The organism is Sphingopyxis soli, from assembly GCF_018682675.1.
GTDB classification, from domain to species: domain Bacteria; phylum Pseudomonadota; class Alphaproteobacteria; order Sphingomonadales; family Sphingomonadaceae; genus Sphingopyxis; species Sphingopyxis soli.
Genome location: NZ_JAFMTR010000095.1, coordinates 17,552 through 35,755 on the forward strand (window position 1 = coordinate 17,552; position 18,204 = coordinate 35,755).

General features: G+C 65.2%; 22 protein-coding genes. 12 read left to right on the forward strand and 10 right to left on the reverse strand.

All coding sequences use genetic code 11. The annotated features are described in order from the left end of the window. The first annotated feature begins 114 nt into the window (after positions 1-114). A complete protein-coding gene (locus J1N50_RS14360; RefSeq protein ID WP_215354809.1) occupies positions 115-1,017 on the forward strand; it encodes a DMT family transporter in 903 nt (300 codons plus the stop codon). On the opposite strand, the gene J1N50_RS14365 is transcribed toward J1N50_RS14360, so the two are convergent. Further along, positions 1,014-1,946: an L-threonylcarbamoyladenylate synthase gene (locus J1N50_RS14365; protein ID WP_215354824.1), complete on the reverse strand. Its 933-nt coding sequence runs from the start codon at positions 1,944-1,946 to the stop codon at positions 1,014-1,016. The genes J1N50_RS14360 and J1N50_RS14365 overlap by 4 nt on opposite strands. A 69-nt stretch (positions 1,947-2,015) precedes the next feature. Between J1N50_RS14365 and J1N50_RS14370 the strand changes: the two genes are divergently transcribed. The 9 genes from J1N50_RS14370 to J1N50_RS14410 all read left to right on the forward strand — a co-directional run bounded on the left by J1N50_RS14370 (position 2,016) and on the right by J1N50_RS14410 (position 12,087). Beyond that, positions 2,016-3,758: an acyl-CoA dehydrogenase family protein gene (locus tag J1N50_RS14370; protein ID WP_215354827.1), complete on the forward strand. Its 1,743-nt coding sequence runs from the start codon at positions 2,016-2,018 to the stop codon at positions 3,756-3,758. A 115-nt stretch (positions 3,759-3,873) separates the two neighbouring features. Then, a complete protein-coding gene (locus J1N50_RS14375; RefSeq protein ID WP_215354829.1) occupies positions 3,874-6,165 on the forward strand; it encodes an EAL domain-containing protein in 2,292 nt (763 codons plus the stop codon). 703 nt (positions 6,166-6,868) lie between these two features. Continuing rightward, positions 6,869-8,773 carry a ribonucleoside-diphosphate reductase subunit alpha gene (locus J1N50_RS14380; RefSeq protein WP_425516949.1) on the forward strand — a complete coding sequence of 635 codons (1,905 nt, stop codon included), beginning with the start codon at positions 6,869-6,871 and terminating at the stop codon, positions 8,771-8,773. Between the two features lie 67 nt (positions 8,774-8,840). After that, positions 8,841-9,218, forward strand: coding sequence for an endonuclease domain-containing protein (locus J1N50_RS14385; protein ID WP_215354835.1), 378 nt, complete (start codon positions 8,841-8,843; stop codon positions 9,216-9,218). A 69-nt stretch (positions 9,219-9,287) separates the two neighbouring features. Then, positions 9,288-10,352, forward strand: coding sequence for a ribonucleotide-diphosphate reductase subunit beta (locus J1N50_RS14390; protein WP_058457461.1), 1,065 nt, complete (start codon positions 9,288-9,290; stop codon positions 10,350-10,352). Further along, entirely contained in the window at positions 10,353-10,910 is a 558-nt protein-coding gene (locus J1N50_RS14395; RefSeq protein WP_215354838.1) for a hypothetical protein, read from the forward strand. Continuing rightward, positions 10,885-11,085: a hypothetical protein gene (locus tag J1N50_RS14400; protein WP_215354840.1), complete on the forward strand. Its 201-nt coding sequence runs from the start codon at positions 10,885-10,887 to the stop codon at positions 11,083-11,085. Before J1N50_RS14395 ends, J1N50_RS14400 begins: the two co-directional genes overlap by 26 nt. A 36-nt stretch (positions 11,086-11,121) precedes the next feature. Continuing rightward, positions 11,122-11,352, forward strand: a complete 231-nt coding sequence (locus J1N50_RS14405; protein WP_215354842.1) for a hypothetical protein — start codon at positions 11,122-11,124, stop codon at positions 11,350-11,352. Positions 11,353-11,451: 99 nt separating this feature from the next. Next, positions 11,452-12,087, forward strand: a complete 636-nt coding sequence (locus J1N50_RS14410; RefSeq protein ID WP_246553546.1) for an MT-A70 family methyltransferase — start codon at positions 11,452-11,454, stop codon at positions 12,085-12,087. 6 nt (positions 12,088-12,093) lie between these two features. On the opposite strand, the gene J1N50_RS14415 is transcribed toward J1N50_RS14410, so the two are convergent. Together J1N50_RS14415 and J1N50_RS14420 are read right to left on the reverse strand one after the other, a co-directional pair. Further along, positions 12,094-12,780 carry a BglII/BstYI family type II restriction endonuclease gene (locus J1N50_RS14415; protein WP_215354846.1) on the reverse strand — a complete coding sequence of 229 codons (687 nt, stop codon included), beginning with the start codon at positions 12,778-12,780 and terminating at the stop codon, positions 12,094-12,096. Positions 12,781-12,789: 9 nt separating this feature from the next. After that, positions 12,790-13,023 (reverse strand): hypothetical protein, encoded by a 234-nt coding sequence (locus tag J1N50_RS14420; RefSeq protein WP_215354848.1) that lies wholly within the window; start codon positions 13,021-13,023, stop codon positions 12,790-12,792. Between the two features lie 80 nt (positions 13,024-13,103). Here J1N50_RS14420 and J1N50_RS14425 point away from each other — a divergent pair, with 80 nt between their 5' ends. Continuing rightward, positions 13,104-13,799, forward strand: a complete 696-nt coding sequence (locus J1N50_RS14425; protein WP_215354850.1) for a hypothetical protein — start codon at positions 13,104-13,106, stop codon at positions 13,797-13,799. Between the two features lie 56 nt (positions 13,800-13,855). Here the strand turns inward: J1N50_RS14425 and J1N50_RS14430 are convergent, their stop codons facing one another. Then, a complete protein-coding gene (locus J1N50_RS14430; protein WP_246553548.1) occupies positions 13,856-14,365 on the reverse strand; it encodes a hypothetical protein in 510 nt (169 codons plus the stop codon). Between the two features lie 306 nt (positions 14,366-14,671). Here J1N50_RS14430 and J1N50_RS14435 point away from each other — a divergent pair, with 306 nt between their 5' ends. Then, entirely contained in the window at positions 14,672-15,151 is a 480-nt protein-coding gene (locus J1N50_RS14435; protein WP_215354853.1) for a hypothetical protein, read from the forward strand. Positions 15,152-15,390: 239 nt separating this feature from the next. Here J1N50_RS14435 and J1N50_RS14440 read toward each other — a convergent pair whose 3' ends face one another. The 6 genes from J1N50_RS14440 to J1N50_RS14465 form a co-directional block, all read right to left on the reverse strand. Continuing rightward, positions 15,391-15,630 carry a DUF2171 domain-containing protein gene (locus J1N50_RS14440; RefSeq protein WP_058457137.1) on the reverse strand — a complete coding sequence of 80 codons (240 nt, stop codon included), beginning with the start codon at positions 15,628-15,630 and terminating at the stop codon, positions 15,391-15,393. Between the two features lie 137 nt (positions 15,631-15,767). Continuing rightward, positions 15,768-16,337 (reverse strand): thermonuclease family protein, encoded by a 570-nt coding sequence (locus tag J1N50_RS14445; protein WP_246553550.1) that lies wholly within the window; start codon positions 16,335-16,337, stop codon positions 15,768-15,770. Positions 16,338-16,618: 281 nt separating this feature from the next. Next, a complete protein-coding gene (locus tag J1N50_RS14450; RefSeq protein WP_343227892.1) occupies positions 16,619-16,945 on the reverse strand; it encodes a hypothetical protein in 327 nt (108 codons plus the stop codon). A 58-nt stretch (positions 16,946-17,003) separates the two neighbouring features. Then, complete coding sequence (locus tag J1N50_RS14455; protein ID WP_343227893.1) at positions 17,004-17,693, reverse strand: DsbA family oxidoreductase; 690 nt, start codon at positions 17,691-17,693, stop codon at positions 17,004-17,006. A gap of 39 nt (positions 17,694-17,732) precedes the next feature. Next, on the reverse strand, positions 17,733-17,876 hold the full coding sequence (locus J1N50_RS14460; RefSeq protein WP_215354859.1) for a hypothetical protein: 144 nt from the start codon (positions 17,874-17,876) through the stop codon (positions 17,733-17,735). Between the two features lie 109 nt (positions 17,877-17,985). After that, positions 17,986-18,204: hypothetical protein (locus tag J1N50_RS14465; RefSeq protein WP_215354862.1), on the reverse strand; the 219-nt coding region annotated here is incomplete at its 5' end.

The window sequence follows — 18,204 nt, forward strand, 5'->3', positions numbered from 1 at the left end:
GGCGGGAGCCCATCTCCGGTCGGCGCGATTTCGAACCGGAAGGAGATGGGTCCCCGCCTGCGCGGGGACACGCGGCTCTTTCATTCGGAACGGATCGCACCCAAAACCCCCACCATGCGTCCCGATTCGGCCTCCCCCGTCCTGCCCTTCCTCGTCGCCTGCGCGGGCATCGCGACCTTTTCGGCGATGGACGTGCTGATGAAGCAGCTGTCGATCGACATCGGCGCCTATAACGCCGTGCTGTGGCGCACCGGCGCCGGCACCTTGCTCAGCGGCCTCGCCTATCTCGCGATGCGTCCGGCGCTTCCCGACCGGCCGACGATGCGCATTCATGCGTGGCGCGCGCTTTTCGTCGCCGGAATGGCGATCACCTTCTTCTGGGCGCTCGCACGGCTGCCGATGGCGGAGGCGATCGCTCTCGCCTTCGTCGCGCCGCTGATGACGCTCTACATGGCGGCGATCTTCCTGGGCGAAAAGATCGGCCCGCGCTCGATCGCGGCGTCGATGCTGGGCCTCGTCGGTGTCGTCATCATCGTCGCGGGCAAGCTGGGGCAAGGCACCTATAGCGAAGAAGCGCTGCTCGCGGTCGGCGCGGTGTTCCTCTCGGCGATCTTCTACGCCTATAATCTCATCCTCGCGCGTCGGCAGGCGAAGATGGCCGAGCCGATGGAGATCGCCTTCTTCCAGAATTTCTTCGTGACGCTCTTCCTCGCCTTCGGCGCGCCGTGGTTCGCGGTCGTCCCCGGCATCGACCACGCGCCCGCGATCACCGGCGCCGCGATTCTCGCGACGGTCTCGCTGCTGCTGTTGAGCTGGGGCTATGCCCGCGCCGAGGCGCAGATTCTGGCGACGACCGAATATACGGGCTTCCTCTGGGCGATGCTGTTCGGCTGGATTTTCTACAGCGAGCCGGTCACCCTGCCGACGATCGCGGGCGCGCTGCTGATCGTCGCTGCCTGCCTGATCGTTGCGCGCAAGACCCCGCACGGCGACCCCGTCGAGCCCGCCGCCGCCTAGACCGCCGCGCGCGCCAGCCGGTCGTTGATCGCTGCGCCCAGCCCCTCGCCCGGAATCGCCGCGACCGCGATCCGCGTCTTCGCACTCGCCGCCCCCGCGTGCAGTGCGTCGAACAAACGCGCCGCCGCCTCGGTCAGATCGCCCGCCGCGCTGAGATTATAATCGCCCGAAAGATCGCCGAACCCGATCGCGTACTCGCCCGCCGCGAAATCCTCCGCGCCCAGCCGCACCGGCTTCCCCGGCGCATAGTGACTCGCGAGCATCCCCGGCGCGACGATCTTCGAGCCCGTCGCGCCCGTCACCGGCAGGCCGCTCGCCTCGCCGAGCATTGCCGCCGTCACCGGACCCGGCCGCAGCATTTCGACCGAGCCGTCCTTCACCCGGACGATCGTCGATTCGACCCCCGCGCGCGTCGGCCCGTCGTCGATCACCAGCGCGATCCGCCCGTCGAGGCTGGCAAGCACATGCTCCGCTTTCGTCGGGCTCACCTTGCCGCTCGCATTGGCGCTCGGCGCGGCGAGCGGCGCGCCGGTCTCGGCGAGCAACGCCTGCATCGCGCGGTGCCCGGGAACGCGGAGCGCGATCGTATCGAGCCCCGCCGTCGCGATGCTCGCCACCGGGCATTCGGCCGTCCGCGGCACGACGATCGTGAGCGGCCCCGGCCAGAAGCACGCCGCGAGCGCCAGTTCGACCTCGCCGAACGCCCCCAGCTTCTCGGCTGCGGCCAGATCGGGCACATGGACGATCAGCGGGTTGAAATCGGGCCGCCCCTTGGCGGCATAGATGCGCGCGACCGCTTGCGGATTCCGCGCGTCGGCGGCGAGGCCATAGACGGTCTCGGTCGGCACCGCGACGGGCATCCCCTCCCCGATCAGCCCCCCGGCGCGCGCGATTGCCTCCCCGCCGAAAGGGCAGATAAGGGTGGTCATGGGCGTTTGATCGTCGGCCATGCCGCGCTATAGCGCCCGCGCAACGATATTCACTATGAAAGTCAGACCATGACTTACACGCCGCCTGTCACCGAACAGCTTTTCGTCCTGAACCATATCGCGCGCATCGACGCGATGGCCGCCCATGACAAATATGCCGCCGCGACCCCCGACATGGTCGAGGCGATCGTCACCGGCATCGGCGACTTCGCGGCCGAGGTTTACGCGCCGCTCAACCGCGTCGGCGACACGAACAATCCGAAATGGCAGGACGGCAAGGTCACCATGCCCCCGGGCTTCAAGGAGGCGTATCAGCAGTTCGTCGAGGCGGGCTGGGGCAGCCTCGACGGCCCCGGTGAATATGGCGGGCAGGATCTGCCCTTCACCCTCGCGACCGTGGTGATCGAGGCGCTCGGCACCGCCAATATGGGCTTCACCCTCTGCAGCATTCTGACCCCCGGCGCGATCCACGCGCTGATGGCCTATGGCACCGGGGAACAGCGCCAGACGTGGCTGCCCAAGCTCGTGACCGGCGAGTGGAACGGCACGATGAACCTGACCGAGCCCGCCGCGGGCAGCGACGTCGGCGCGCTGCGCTCGACCGCCGAAAAGGTCGCCGAAGGACCAAACGCGGGCCTGTACCGGATCAAGGGGCAAAAGATCTTCATCACCTTCGGCGAGCACGATCTCACCGACAATATCGTCCATCTCGTCCTCGCGCGCACCCCCGGCGCGCCCGAGGGGACGCGCGGCATCTCGCTCTTCCTCGTCCCCAAATATCGCCTCGACGCGGACGGCAATCCCACGATTTCGAACGGCGTCCATTGCGCCTCGATCGAGCACAAGCTCGGCATCCACGGCTCGCCGACCGCAGTGATGGTCTATGGCGAGGGCGAAGATTGCCTCGGCGAGATCGTCGGCGACGAGATGGGCGGCATGCGCGCGATGTTCGTGATGATGAACAACGCGCGCCTGATGGTCGGTTGCCAGGGCGTCCAGATCGCCGAGCGCGCGCTGCAACAGGCGCAGCGCTATGCCGCCGAGCGCGTCCAGTCGTCGCTCGCGGGCAGCGCCGACCGCACCCCGGTGACGATCGAACACCACCCCGACGTCAAGCGGATGCTCTGGCGGATGCGCGCGCAGACCGAGGCCGCGCGCGCGCTCATCTATTACGCATCGGCGCAGACCGACTTCGGCAAGCTCGGCGACCAGGCCGCCGCGCTGCGCGCCGAGGTGCTCATCCCGCTCGCCAAGGCGCACGCGACCGACATCGGCTGCGAGGTCGCCAGCCTCGGCGTCCAGGTGCACGGCGGCATGGGTTTCATCGAGGAAACCGGCGCCGCGCAGCATTATCGCGACGCGCGCATCGCGCCGATCTACGAGGGCACCAACGGCATCCAGGCCGCCGATCTCGTCGGGCGCAAGCTCGGCATGGCGGGCGGCGACGGGGTGCGCTCGCTCATCGACGATATCGCGCGCGGCGCCGCCGATTTCCCCGAATTGGGGCAGCTCGCCGAAGCGTGCCGCCACGTCACCGACTGGCTCGAAACCGCGACCGTCGCCGACCGGCTGGCGGGCAGCTATCCCTATCTCACCATGCTGTCGACCGCGACCTGCGGCTGGCTGATGGCGACGCAGCACAAGGCGGCAGAGGCCGCGCTGGCATCGGGCGAAGGCGACGCCGCCTTCCTGCGGGCGAAGCTCGTCTCGACGCGCTTCTACCTTCAGCAGATCGTGCCCGCAGCGACCGGCCTCGCGGCGTCCGCGCTCGCCGGCGACGCAGCGCTCGCGCCCCTTCCCGCGATCGCCTGAAACAACAGGATTTCCGCGCCCTCCGGCGACCGGCCGGACGGCAAGGAAGGATTCATAATTAACGCGATGCTAACCATCGGCGGCTAGGACGTTCCGGCAATTGCTGGAGACGTGCGTGCCCATTCCGGTCAAGAGTCTGATTATCAGCTGGCGCACGATCGGCCTGTCGCTGCTGCTGAGCGTCGTTGTCGGCCTGACATCGGTCGGCGAGCCCGTCGACCGCGTGATCGAGGCGTCGATCGGGCGCGTCGCGTGGCGCCCCGTATCGGGCGAAACCGTCGTCGTCGGCGTCGACGACAAGACGCTGCAATCGCTCCAGAATCAGGAGCTGACCGTTGCCAATCACGCAAAAATCATCCGCGCTATCAACGCCGCCGGTGCAAAGCGCCTATTCGTTGACTTTTCCTATCGGCGTCGGCTGACCGACCCCGATCTGCTAAAGGTCGCTGCGGCCGTGCATCAGATGGGGGACCGGATCATCCTCGCGGTTCCCGCAGCCAAAATTCAAGGTACCGAGGTCAAGGTCGACTATTGGCCTCCCGCCTCGATGGGGGACCGGGCAAAACGCGCCTGTATCTGTTGGGAGTATGAGTTCTGGCAAGTGTGGCGGGTGCCGCTTGCGGTGTCGGTCGACGGCCGCATCCTGCCCAGCTTCGCCGCGCTGCTTGCCAACCGTCCGCTCGACAAGCCGTCGGTGTTTCAGCTCGATTATTCCTACGACACTTCGACCATAAAGGAATATAGTGCGGTCGACCTGCTCACGGGCCGCGTCGGCGCCAAGGAACTTCGCGGCAAAGACGTCATTTTCGCGCCGACAAATTCGGCGGCGTTCGACCAACATTTCCTGCCTGGCCATGATACCATGGCGGGCGCATATATTCACCTGATCGCAGGTGAAGCTCTGAAGCGTGGCACCCCTATCGACCTCGGCTTCCTGCCCGGGCTTGCACTGACGTTCGTGGCGATGGTGGCGTCGCTGGCTTTTCGCCGCGGCCGCTGGTTCGTTCGCGTCGCCTTCGCGATGACACTCGCCCTGATCGCCGCCAAAGTGGCGCTCAGCCTTTCGCTCGTGTCGACCCAGATCGGCGCCGCCTGTTTCCTGATCGCGGCGCTCAGCGCCAATGTGTCGCGCACCCGTCGCCGCGATTCGGCCCAGCGCGAAAACCCCGTGTCGGGCCTGCCCAATTTCGAGGCGCTCCGCTCGCAGGCTCCGTTCGGCAGCGCGACCGTCATTGCTGCGAAGGTCGTCAATTTCGAGGATCTCGCCGCCTTCATTCCGGGCGACGGCATCGGCCAGCTCGTCGAACAGGTCACGCGCCGCCTGCAACTCGCCTCGCAGGGCACCGTGCTGCACCACGACCTCGACGGCACGTTCGCGTGGCTCGTCCCCTATTACCAGCACAGCCAGATCGAGGGCCAGCTTGCCGGCCTCGCCGCGCTGTTCAACGCGCCGCTGACGATCGGCGAGCTGCGGGTCGACGTTGCCATCGCCTTCGGGGTCAACGACGAGTTCGAGGGGTCGAACGCGCAGCGTCTCGCCGCCGCGCTCGTCGCCGCCGAACAGTCGATCCGCGCGCGCGCGCTGTGGACCAAATATACGCCGCGCGAAAAGGAGGATGCCGGCTGGCAACTTTCCTTCCACTCGCAGCTCGAGGATGCGCTCACCGGCGGCGACATCTGGGTCGCCTTCCAGCCGCAGTACGAGATCGCGTCGAAGCGGCTCGTCGGGATCGAGGCGCTGGTGCGCTGGACGCACCCGACGCGCGGGCCGATTCCGCCCGACGAGTTCATCGTCCAGGCCGAAAAGAGCCAGGACATCTATCGCCTCACCCTGTTCGTGATGGATCAGGCGATCCGTTCGGCGGCGCAGCTCCGCGAGCGCGGCATATCGGCGCATATGTCGGTAAATCTGTCGGCGACCTTGCTCGACCATCGCGACCTCGTCGGCACGATCCGCGTCATGCTCACCGCGCATCACCTGCCGCCCGAACTGCTCACGATCGAAGTCACCGAAACCGCGCAGATCGAAAACAGCCGCGAGGCGCGCCAGACGCTCGCGCAATTCCGCCGCGCCGGCATCCGCCTGTCGATCGACGATTATGGCACCGGCCAGTCGAACCTTGAATATCTGACCGAGATCGAAGCCGACGAGATCAAGATCGACAAGCGATTCGTGATGACGATGCGCGATTCGCAGCGCAACCTCGAGGTCGTCAAATCGACGATCGAACTCGCGCATCGCCTGGGCGCCGTCGCGGTCGCCGAAGGCATTGAAGATGCACCGACTTTGGCCCTGCTTGAACAATTGGGCTGCGATATCGGTCAGGGATATCTGCTTGGAAAGCCGCAACTATTTTCCGAGCTGGTCAACAGCCTCGCCGCCACTCCGCAAAGCCGCACCGCCTAGCCGCCAAAATGGCGGTAATTGTTAAGGTTAAGACTCGCTTTACCATGTCGATTAAGGTATATGCTGCGTTAACTGTTCTTCGTGGGCAGTGCCAACAGGAGATCTGACATGGGTTGGTTCTGGAAGTTCCTGGGCGGCGGCGGCACCGGCAACGGCGGCGGCGACGCGTAAGCCAGGATAGAGATTAAAAGGGTCCCGGATGTTTCCGGGGCCCTTTTTCTATGCCCGCCGAACGCCCGCCCGATGTTGTGATTGACCCCCGAATTTTTTCGGGCCGCCGTGCCCCTTTTGCCACAGCCCGCCAAACCCCGCGGAAACGCTGGCGATCGGCCCGTGAAACGGTCGATACTGTCGACGAAGCGAATCAAATTATCGACGAGTTGAGTCTCGAAGCTGTCATTTAGCGGCTTGCATCGACGCGCCGACGTGGCACTATGGATGGTGGGTAGACCACGGGGGCACCCCAACAAATAGTATTTGGCCGGAAGTGGCGGATTTCCGTCGTCCATCCCATATGGACACGGGAAAACCCCTTCTGCGCCCGAAAATAAGTGCCCGACGGTCGCTGGAGATGCTAAGACTGGGGCTTCGCCCCGAGTCGAACAGGACGGGAACAAACGCGCTGCGCGCGCGTCGGGAAACGGGGGCGAGTAAGATGGATTTTCGCGAGACAGAGCGGGTGGAGACGAACGACGTGGCAACGATGGAACTGACGAAGACGGACGCCCCGGCGGCCACCGAATCGAAGGCGGAAGGAAAGGCGGAAACGCCTGCAAAGCTTAACGATTCGGGCGAGCCCGCGGTGCACGCGCGCCGATTCGACGTCGCCGTCGACCGCAGCCGCGATTCGCTGCTCACCGACTTCGGCAAGGAGACGCTCGAGGACCGCTACCTCCTCCCCGGCGAATCCTATCAGGATCTCTTCGCGCGCGTCGCCTCGGCCTATGCCGACGATCAGGAGCACGCGCAGCGCCTCTACGACTATATCTCGAAGCTGTGGTTCATGCCCGCCACCCCCGTTCTCTCGAACGGCGGCACCGGCCGCGGCCTGCCGATCAGCTGCTACCTCAATTCGGTCGACGACAGCCTCGAGGGCATCGTCGGCACGTGGAACGAGAATGTCTGGCTCGCCAGCCGCGGCGGCGGCATCGGCACCTATTGGGGCGCGGTGCGCGGTATCGGCGAACCCGTCGGCCTCAACGGCAAGACCAGCGGCATCATCCCCTTCGTCCGCGTGATGGACAGCCTGACCCTCGCGATCAGCCAAGGCTCGCTCCGCCGCGGTTCGGCCGCCTGCTATCTCGACATCTCGCACCCCGAGATCGAGGAGTTTCTCGAGGTCCGCAAACCCTCGGGCGACTTCAACCGCAAGGCATTGAACCTTCACCACGGCGTCCTCATCACCGACGAATTCATGGAGGCCGTCCGCGACGGCAAGGAATTCGACCTCCGCAGCCCCAAGGACCAGAGCGTCCGCGGCACCGTCGACGCGCGCAGCCTGTTCCAGAAGCTCGTCGAAACGCGCCTCGCGACCGGCGAGCCCTACATCATCTTCATCGACCAGGTGAACCGCATGATGCCGAAGCATCACCGCGACCTCGGGCTCAAGGTGTCGACTTCGAACCTCTGCTCGGAAATCACGCTGCCGACGGGGCGCGACCATCTCGGCAACGATCGCACCGCGGTCTGCTGCCTCTCGTCGCTCAACCTCGAAACCTGGGACGAGTGGAACGGCGACAAGCGGTTCATCGAGGATGTGATGCGCATGCTCGACAATGTCCTCCAGGACTATATCGACCGCGCCCCGCCCGAAATGGCGCGCGCCAAGTACAGCGCCAGCCGCGAACGCAGCGTCGGCCTCGGCGTCATGGGCTTCCACAGCTTCCTCCAGGCGCGCGGCCTGCCGTTCGAGGGCGCGATGGCGAAATCGTCGAACCTGCGCATCTTCAAGCATATCCGCGCGCAGGTCGACGCCGCCTCGATGCTGCTCGCCAAGGAACGCGGCCCCTGCCCCGACGCCGCCGATCAGGGCGTGATGGAGCGTTTCAGCTGCAAGATGGCGATCGCGCCGACCGCGTCGATTTCGATCATCTGCGGCGGCACCAGCGCGTGCATCGAGCCGATCCCGGCGAACATCTATACGCACAAGACGCTCTCGGGCAGCTTCTCGATCCGCAACCCGCACTTGGAAGCGCTCCTCGTCGACAAGGCGAAGAACAGCGACGCGGTGTGGAACTCGATCCTCGAAAAGGGCGGCAGCGTCCAGCACCTCGACTTCCTGACGCAGGACGAAAAGGACTGCTACAAGACCAGCTTCGAGATCGACCAGCGCTGGCTGCTCGAACTCGCCGCCGACCGCACGCCCTATATCGATCAGGCCGCGTCGCTGAACCTGTTCATCCCCGCCGACGTCGAGAAATGGGATCTGCTCATGCTCCACTACCGCGCGTGGGAACTCGGCATCAAATCGCTCTATTACCTCCGCTCGAAATCGGTGCAGCGCGCCGGCTTCGCGGGCGGGGTCGAGGCCGACAACACGCCCGACGCGCCGAAATACGAACTCAGCGCCGAAAGCACCGACTACGACGAGTGCCTGGCTTGTCAGTAAAGCATAAAACCCCTCTCCCCTTGTGGGAGAGGGAGGGGCCCGTCGCCGCGTGAGCGGCGATGGGAGGGTGAGGGGAAGAGGCCGCAAGGCCGACCTCCCCCGGTGGACGACCGAAAGAGCGCGCACGCTCCGCCGCGAAGCCACCGATGCCGAGAAGCGCATGTGGCGCGCCTTGCGAGAGGCTTTTCCTCACGCAAAGTTCCGCCGCCAGCAAGCTCTCGGGCCCTTTTTCGCCGATTTCGCATCGCACGCCGCGCGGCTGGTGATCGAGGTCGACGGACGACAGCATGGCGAAGCGGTCGCCTACGACGAAGCGCGGACACGCTTCATCGAGGGGGAAGGATACAGAGTGATCCGCTTCTGGAATGACGATGTGATGACGAATATCGAGGGCGTGCTGATGCTGGTTGAAACCGCACTCACCCCCTCACCCTCCCAAGGCTGACGCCTTGGGCCCCTCCCTCTCCCACAAGGGGAGAGGGAATCTGGACCGAGTTTCGACTGGAGTACGCCGATGCCATTGCTGGAAGCCCGCAAGACCTACAAGCCCTTCGAATATCCCTGGGCCTATGATTTCTGGAAACGCCAGCAGCAGATCCACTGGATGCCCGAGGAAGTGCCGCTGGGCGAGGATTGCCGCGACTGGGCGCAGAAGATTTCGGATCACGAGCGCAACCTGCTCACGCAGATCTTCCGCTTCTTCACCCAGGCCGACGTCGAGGTGCAGGATTGCTACCACGACAAATATGGCCGCGTGTTCAAGCCGACCGAGATCAAGATGATGCTGACCGCGTTCAGCAACATGGAGACGGTGCATATCGCGGCGTACAGCCACCTGCTCGACACGATCGGCATGCCCGAAAGCGAATATGGCATGTTCCTCGAATATGACGAGATGCGCGCCAAGCACGACTATCTCGGCACCTTCGGGGTCGACAGCGACGAGGATATCGCGCGCACCCTCGCGATGTTCGGCGGCTTTACCGAAGGCTTGCAGCTCTTCGCCAGCTTCGCGATGCTGATGAACTTCCCGCGCTTCAACAAGATGAAGGGCATGGGCCAGATCGTCAGCTGGTCGGTGCGCGACGAAAGCCTCCACTGCGAAGGCATCACGCGCCTGTTCCACGCCTTCGTCAAGGAACGCGACTGCCTGACCAAGGCGGTGAAGGAAGACATCATCGACTGCTGCCAGAAGACGGTGCGGCTCGAGGATGCGTTCATCGACCTCGCCTTCGAACAGGGGCCCGTCCCCGGCATGACGCCGAAGGAGATCAAGCGCTACATCCGCTACATCGCCGACTGGCGCCTGGGGCAGCTCGGCTTCCAGCCGATCTACATGATCGACGAGCACCCGCTCCCCTGGCTCGCCCCGCTCTTGAACGGCGTCGAGCACGCCAACTTCTTCGAAACCCGCGCCACCGAATATTCGAAGGCCGCGACGCGCGGCGACTGGAACCAGGTCTGGACCAGCTTCGACAACCGCAAGAAGGCGAAAGCCAACGACGACGGCGCCGCGGCGATCGAAGCGAGCGACGAGGGCGAAGATATGTTCGCCAAGGCGGGGATCGCCGCGGAGTAAATGGCCAACTCGCCCTACCGCCCGGAGTTCGAAGCGGCGCTCCGCCTCTTCGCGCGGGTGAGCGAAGCGATGGTGGCGCGCGGCCTGTCGCGGCCGATATTGGTCGGCGGCGCAGCGGTGGAATATTATTCGGGCAGCGCCGTGACGACCGGCGATTTCGACATCTGCTCGCCGTGGCAGGATGCGCTGGACGAAGAATTGCAGCGTGCGGGCTTCGTCCGCCCGTCGGGCGCCGGACAATTGGTGCGCGGCTGGCTTCATCCCGCACTCAAGCTCGGCTTCGAAATCGTCGCGTCGGTTCCGATGGACGGCAATATCGACCGGGATCATGTCCTTCTGGTCGAAGACACCGGCGACGGATCCAGCTTTGCGATTATTTCGGTCGAAGATCTGATCGCCGACCGCGTGGCCCAATATGCGTCGGGGACCGCGAAAGACCGGCTCGATCAGGCGCGGATATTGCTGGCCCTTCACCCGACTGCCGATCTCGACTATCTTGAACGCCGCATAAGACAGGAAACGGCTGGGGACTATGGCATCGCAGCGCTCGAAATCTGATCTCGCGCCCGACTGGACCGGGCCGCGCGTCAACTTTGCCGATTTTGCGGCAAGCCTTGCCGCGCGCCGCGCCGCGCTCGGCAACCCCGAACTCCCGCGCAACGCGGGCGATCGGCGCACCGCCAGCAAACGGGCGCTGCTGAAAGCCATAGAAGCCGCCGGCGGCAAGTGGTAGCTGCCCCCAATTCACAGCAGGACGCCGGAAACCCGAATGACCGACAAGAAAAAACTCAAACTCCTGACCCTCAGCCAGCCCCAGCGCGCGGTGCTGGAAGGCCTCTCGAACCGCCGCCCGCAACTCCCGACCGATCCCGTCCGCGACGAGCTCGTCGCGCTGGGCCTCGTGGTGCAACAGGGCGCGAAGTGGGCGCTGACCCCGACGGGCAAGAAGGTGCTGGCGGCGAGTTCGAACCGGCGGAACGCGGGCGGGTTTTCGGTTTGACGTGAAGCAAGTCCATTATCGCGATATTACTACTAGTAGTAGCTTGACGCCGTTCGCTAGCTAAGCCAAGATCTCATTATGTTCTTATCCGATAGTCCGTTGAGCGACGCCGCAATCGACCTGCTCGCAACAGCGCGCGGCAGGAAGTTTGGCACGGTTCTAGCGGATCCGCCGTGGCAGTTTCAAAATCGTACCGGCAAAGTCGCGCCCGAACACAAGCGGCTCAATCGCTACGGTACAATGACTCTTGATGAAATTTGCAAATTGCCGGTCGCTGATATCGCAGACGATCCATCTCATCTCTATCTTTGGGTGCCAAACGCTCTTTTGCCTGATGGCCTTAAGGTGATGGATGCTTGGGGGTATCGCTATATTTCAAATATCGTTTGGCATAAGATTCGAAAAGATGGTGGATCAGATGGCCGCGGTGTAGGTTTCTATTTCCGCAATGTTACTGAGATTCTCTTATTCGGTGTACGTGGAAAGAATGCGCGAACGCTTGATCCTGGTCGTAGTCAAGTAAACATAATCCAGTCGCGCAAGCGTGAGCATAGCAGAAAACCTGACGAACAGTATAAAATTATCGAAGATTGCAGTTGGGGACCCCGTCTGGAAATGTTCAGTCGGGGAAAGCGGCGCGGATGGACGGTGTGGGGGAATCAGGCCGACGAAAATTACAAGCCAACTTGGGATACCTACAGCTTTAATAGTGCGGCCGAAATCGCGGCGGAATAAAAAAGGCTATTTGGCTTCTGAAAGTCTCTCGGCGGCTACAATCTGCTCCAGGTTGGGCGGGCCATCGTCAACATAGAGTTCGGGCTTTATCGCGAACGTTAGTACCGGGCAGCCGCCGCCACCCCCACCTTCAATCCGAGGCCAGAGTTTTTCGTGGTGGGTCGTAGACGCACCATATGAAGACCCCTTCCCGAGCGCTTTGAAAATCGCCTGTAGCTCGGTCGAGCGGGTGACCACTACGCCAACATCAATTGCGCGTAACTCAAATAGCAATCGGAAATTGTTGAGATCTCGATCAAAGAATGGATCCTTGTTATTCCATTCGACCTCAAGAGCCACTCGCCCTTTCAAACAATCAATCTTGTGCGTGGGGCTTTCAAAAAGCTCATCGTCAATCTTGATGGCAGTCTGAAACTGCTTCTCTTGCCATCCCCTCACATAGAAACCACCATCAATCTGGGCAGCAATTGGGGACTTACTGCCCCCAGCTGCTTGGACCTCCGAGCGTAGAAGGCGGAAAGCACGCAATACCTCGATTATATCCTGCCACTCATCCGGACATGCAGTTGCCAAAATACCAGTAGCATTTCGCCACTCCCGAACATGGTAAAGATTACGAAGATCGTCGGGGACGAGGTGAATCGTGGACATTTCGTTTCTTTGCCAATCTCGTCGGTTCTTCACAAGCAGCATTCTCACCACTTAATTCATCACCGACCACGCGCGATACAGCGGATCGAGAAGGCGAACAAAACCTCGGCGTGCCGCCTTACGCGAGTCTTCCAGCAGGTAGAGCTTCGCCAGTTCGCGCGTTCCCTCGCAGTCTTCGTCGACAACCAGCCACAGCGACAAAACGCCGACCCCGGCTTTCGAAATCGCGAAGTCGCGGATCGGCGGCAGCGGCCAACGCCCCAACGTACTCTGATGGAGCGGCACCCCACCCCCCAATCCTATTTCGCACACCCACCCTCGAAACCCCCTTTCCTACATTCCCCCGCCATGCTCCAAACTGGCGGATGAGCCACATCGCCCCCATCCCCTCGCCCGATCCCGCCACTCCCGCGCTCGACGCGCACGGCCACGACCCCGCCGCCTATGACTGGGTGCCGGTGCTGAAAAGGCGCCGCAAGGACGGCTGGTCGCCGGACAAGCAGCGCGCCTTTATCGAGGCGCTCGCCGACGGCGGGTCGGTCGCCAATGCCGCGCGCGCCGTCGGCATGTCCGAATCCTCCGCCTATCGCCTGCGCCGCTCGCCCGGCGCCGAGGCGTTCGACCGCGCCTGGTGCGCCGCGATCGAGGCGGCGTCGAAGAAATTGATCGACGCCGCGTTCGAACGCGCATTGATCGGCAGCGAGGAGCCGGTGTTCGACCGCGACGGCAACCGCATCGGCCGCCGCCTGCGCCAGAGCGACCGGCTCCTCATGTTCCTGCTACGCGCCTATGGCCCCGACTGTCTTCGCATGGCCGCCGCGCCGCGAACCGGCACCGCGCCTGCCGCCCCGCCGGTGGCCGAGGCGCTGGCGCATCTCCACCCCGCCCCGCCGGCCGCGCCCGCCGCGCTGCTCGCCCCCGACGACCTTGCGGTCGCGCTCGAGGTCGCCGATCTGTGCGACGGCGAGCTGCCGCGCTGGTATCGCGACGACGCCGGCGACGCCGCCGAGCGGCTCGCGGCCCTCCCCCGCGATGCGGAAACCGGACCGCCACAAGGCTGAACTTTACTGAACTTTGGCCCGAAACTCGGCGGGGCGCGAACCGCCGCCGCGCCCCCTCAATTCACCGTGACCCCGACCGGCACCCCGCGCAGACCGCCCGCCGCGAACAGCACCCCGCCGCGCACCGCCTCGGCCGATCCGTCGAGCAGCGGCAGCGGCACCAGGGCGCGCGTGACCTCGCTGTCGTCGTCGACGACCAGCCGCAGCACGGGAAAGCCCAGCCGGTCGCGCTCGATCACCACGTCGCGGATCGCGTCGAGCGGCCACGACAGGCTGCTGCCGCGATAGAGCCGCACGCCATCGTGGAATACATAAGCGCCGCGCCGGCGCCATAGCCGCAGGCACGTCCAGAAGGCGAAGGCCGCGGCGAGCATCGCCACCGTCGCGACCGCATCGCCGAACAGCAGCGCGCGGATCATCGCCCCCGCCCCGTCGGCACGCACCGGCCAGGCCTGCGCCCATGCGAGCGCGGCGAACGCCAGCGCCGCGATCACCTGCCCCGCGAGCAGCGGCTTCGCCTTCAGCCGCGCGACGACGATCATCTTCCGGTCCCGATATGGCATCATGCCCCCAGATAGGGATGGCGGCGGCGCGGCGCCAGTCGCAAGGAGCTCGCGACCTTGCTCGCGCAGATCCAGGCGCACCCCGAACGCGGCTCGAGCGCCGCGCGAATGCGCATCGCGACGCTCAACAAGCTGGTTGGCGCCGAGCCCACCGGCAAGCCCGCTAAAACGCACTGAAATATCGGCGGGCGGTTCGTCGCGTGCGCGCGGCGCCCCGTCGCCCGCCCGCGCAACATTCGCCGCGCCCGCCGGTTTCCCTTGCCGGACGGGCGGCCGCTCCCGGCTGCCCGCAGGACAGGAGACACCCCCATGCGCAATTCCCTCACGCTGCTCGCCGCGGGTGCGGCCCTGCTCGGCGCCCCCGCCATCGCCCAAGTCGGCGGAGTGGTCGGCGGCACGGTCGACACGACGGCGCAGGTCGGCACCGGCGCGGTCGGCAGCACCGTCGGCAACGTCACCGGCCAGCTCGGCAATAGCGTCGATCGCGCCGACGGCGCCGCCAACGGTGCGATCGACTCGGCCAGGCTCACCGCCGCGACCCGCGAACAGGTCCGCGCCGGCGCGCAGATCACCGATGCCAAGGGCAACAGCATCGGCACCGTCCAGAGCCTCGACGGCGACAATGCGGTCGTGGTCGACGGCGGCAAGCTCTACAACATCCCGCTCTCGGCGCTTTACAGCAAGGCGAACAGCGTCACCGGGCCGCTGGTGACCAAATTGTCGCGCGCCGAGATCGCGGCTCATGCGCACGGCAGCGCGCAGGCCGGCGCGGACGCCAGGTCGCACTGACGCGCCTTCCCCGCCGCCCGCTTCCGCGTGGGTCGCCCCTCGCGGGAAAATCGTGGACGCGGGCACAGGACGGAGCCGGGACGAACCACCCCGGCTCCGTTTCCCCTTGTCGGTTTGGGTCAAGCCTTTCGGGGCGGGTTTGCCCCATGAAAACGGCCCGCCCCAGGGGACAGGGCGGGCCAGTTTCAATGTGCGGGGACGCCGGATTGCGCCCCCGCCATCTATGTCCGGGGGATGGACTATTCGGCTTCCTCGAACAGGTCGATCGCGTTGGCGGCGGTGGCCGACAGGCGCACCGTGTCGCCCTCGACCGCGGCGACCAGCCCGGCGGGAAGATAATGATGCTTGCCGTCGACGCTGTCGGCCTTGGTCAGCTTGATGCGTTCGCCGTCGATATGGTCGACCGTGCCCAGATGGACGCCGTCGGCGCCGATGACATTCATATCTTCCTTGATCGCGCTGTGGTCATGTTCGGCCATCGTCTGTCTCCTTGCCGCTCCGGGAGGGGGAGCGCGATCATCATACGCCCGAAAGGCGAGTCGGCTCCACCCCCTCCGACGAAGCGCCCCGCGAACGGGGTCGGCGACGCGATCGACACCGCCGCCGGCTGCTCGCCTCAGCACCAGGGCCGGCGGCGTCCCTCCCACCGCCGCGCGAGCCCTTCGTCCACCAGCATGTCGCCGACGCTGTCGCCGCCGCGGGTGACGATCCGCAGCTTGCGGTCATAGCGGTCGGTGTCGCGATCGACGCTTTCGAGGGTGAAGGCGCCGGCGTTCAGCCAGCGGAGCAGGCGCCCGGTCGCCGCCTCGCCCAGTTCGGCTTCCTCGGCGCAGCGCGCAGGATGCGTCTCGGGCGTGTCGATGTCGGCGACGCGATATTTCTGCCCCTCGAACCAGAAGGTGTCGCCATCGACGACGCAGTTGCGCCCGCCGCCGCTGTGGCAGAGCCCGAAGCGCGCCGAGAGCGTGTCGGGCGCCGCCGCGGCGGTCCCCTCGCGGAGCAGCGGGATGCCGGCCGCGGCCTCGCGTCCGCCGGGCGTCATGTTCAGCGCACCCAGCGTGCCGACGAATCCGCCCGCGACGACCATCGCAAGCGACAGCCCGAAGCTGCGCCGCCGCCGCGGCCGCTTCGGATAGGCACGGCGCCCCGGGCGCGGCGGTTTTCGGACATATAGACGATGGGCCATGGCGGGCAGCCTGCCCGAAAGGCCTTAGCAAAATCCCAATGCGGCGGCTCCGCTATGGCGGGCAAATGTCGCTGATCGCATCCGGCGCGGCACCGTTTTTGACCGATATCAAGGAAAAACGCCCGGCGCGGCGCCAGACGGGGTCACCAGTCAAGGAGACCCGTCATGACCAATCCGCTCTTGCAAGGCCCCGTCCTGATCTTCACCGCGATGGTGGGCAGCTTCCTGCTCGTCCTCGGCCCGATCGCGCTCGCAGACCTCATCCGAAACCGGCGCTAGGGTCAGGGCGCGCCGCGCGGCACGTCGTCGTCGATCCCGTCCTCGCCGAGCTCGCCGTCCTCGTCGTCGTCGCTGCGTTCGCCGCGATAGGCGTCCATGTCGATCCGGCCCGACCGCTCCATCTGGCGCATATGGTCGACCAGATCGGGCGTGTCGCTGTCTTCGTAGCGCCCCTTCGCCTTGCGGCTCTCGCCCAGCGGGCGTTCGCGACTCGCGGCCTCGGCGACGGTCTGCGCCTGCGCGTCCTCGTCCTCCTGTTCGCGGTTCAGCGCTTCGGGCGCTCCATCATCGCCATCGCGGGATTCATCGTCGCGGGGGTCGTCGGCCATCGTCATCGCCTCCATTGCCAGGATCAACAGATAACGCGCGGCGGCGCCGGGCCGTTCCTCAGGCCGCAGCCGCCAGCACCTTGCTCTCGATCACGCGGATGAACACCTCGGGATCCTGCGCGCCCGGCACCATCATCCGGCCGCCGAGGATGAACGCGGGAACCCCGGTCACATTCTGGTCGGCCCAATAGGCCTCTTCGACGCGCACCATCTCGCCATAATCGTCGCCCGCGAGAATGGCGGCAGCCCGCACGCGGTCGAGCCCGACCGATGCCGCCACATCGGCGAGCACCGCATGATCGGACACGTCGCGATTATCGGTAAAATGCGCCCTGAACAGCGCCAGCTTCAGCGCAGTCTGCACGCCCGTCGCCGCCGCCTGCTCGGGCTCCTCGAGCGCCCCCGCCCAGGTCAGCAGCCGGTGCGCGTCGAAGCTGTTGCGCATCCGGAACTCCGGACCGCGGTTGAAGGCGAAGCCCAGCTCGCGCGCGATATCTGCCAGCCGTCCGCTGTTCGCGCGGCTCTGGTCGGCGCTGATACCATATTTGCGCATCACATGCGCGGCCGCATCCTCGCCCTCGGGCGGCATGTCGGGATTGAGCTCGAACGGGTGCCACTGGACCCGGAACGCCAGCCGCCCCTCGAAATGCGCCATCACCTTTTCGAACTTCAGCCAGCCGATGATGCACCAGGGGCACATGACATCGGACACGATGTCGACGGACAGGCGAGGCAGAGCTTCGGTCACGGCAATCTCCAGCCGGCGCGACGAGCGCCTCGTCTTCAATCAGTCCGCCGGCGGCGCGCGGCGGTCCTTGCCCGATCGGCGATCGGCCTGGCGCCGCTCGGGACCGTTATAATCGGGATCGTCGGTCACCCGCCGGTCCCCTGCGCGCCGCTCTGCCGGTCTGCGCGGTTTCTCCACTGACATACGCTTCTCCCTTCCACGACAAAGGAAAACAGAAGCGACCCGTCGTCAGTTACTCACAATCCTGTCAAAAAGACAAGGCGGCGGCGGCTTTGGGGTGGATTCCAGCCTTTCAATTCTCGTCACGCTGGCTGCGGCGATGGCCTCGCTGTTTCAGCATCCATGGACTGAGCGTTCGTTCGGCGCAGCGCTTAAGGAAATGGCGGACTATGGATCCTGAAACAAGTTCGGGATGACGATGCCAGAAATGTCGTGCTTCGGTCGTTTCCAAACCTTCGTCATTCCGGACTCGATCCGGAATCCATTTTTCCAGCGCTGCGCGAATGGACCC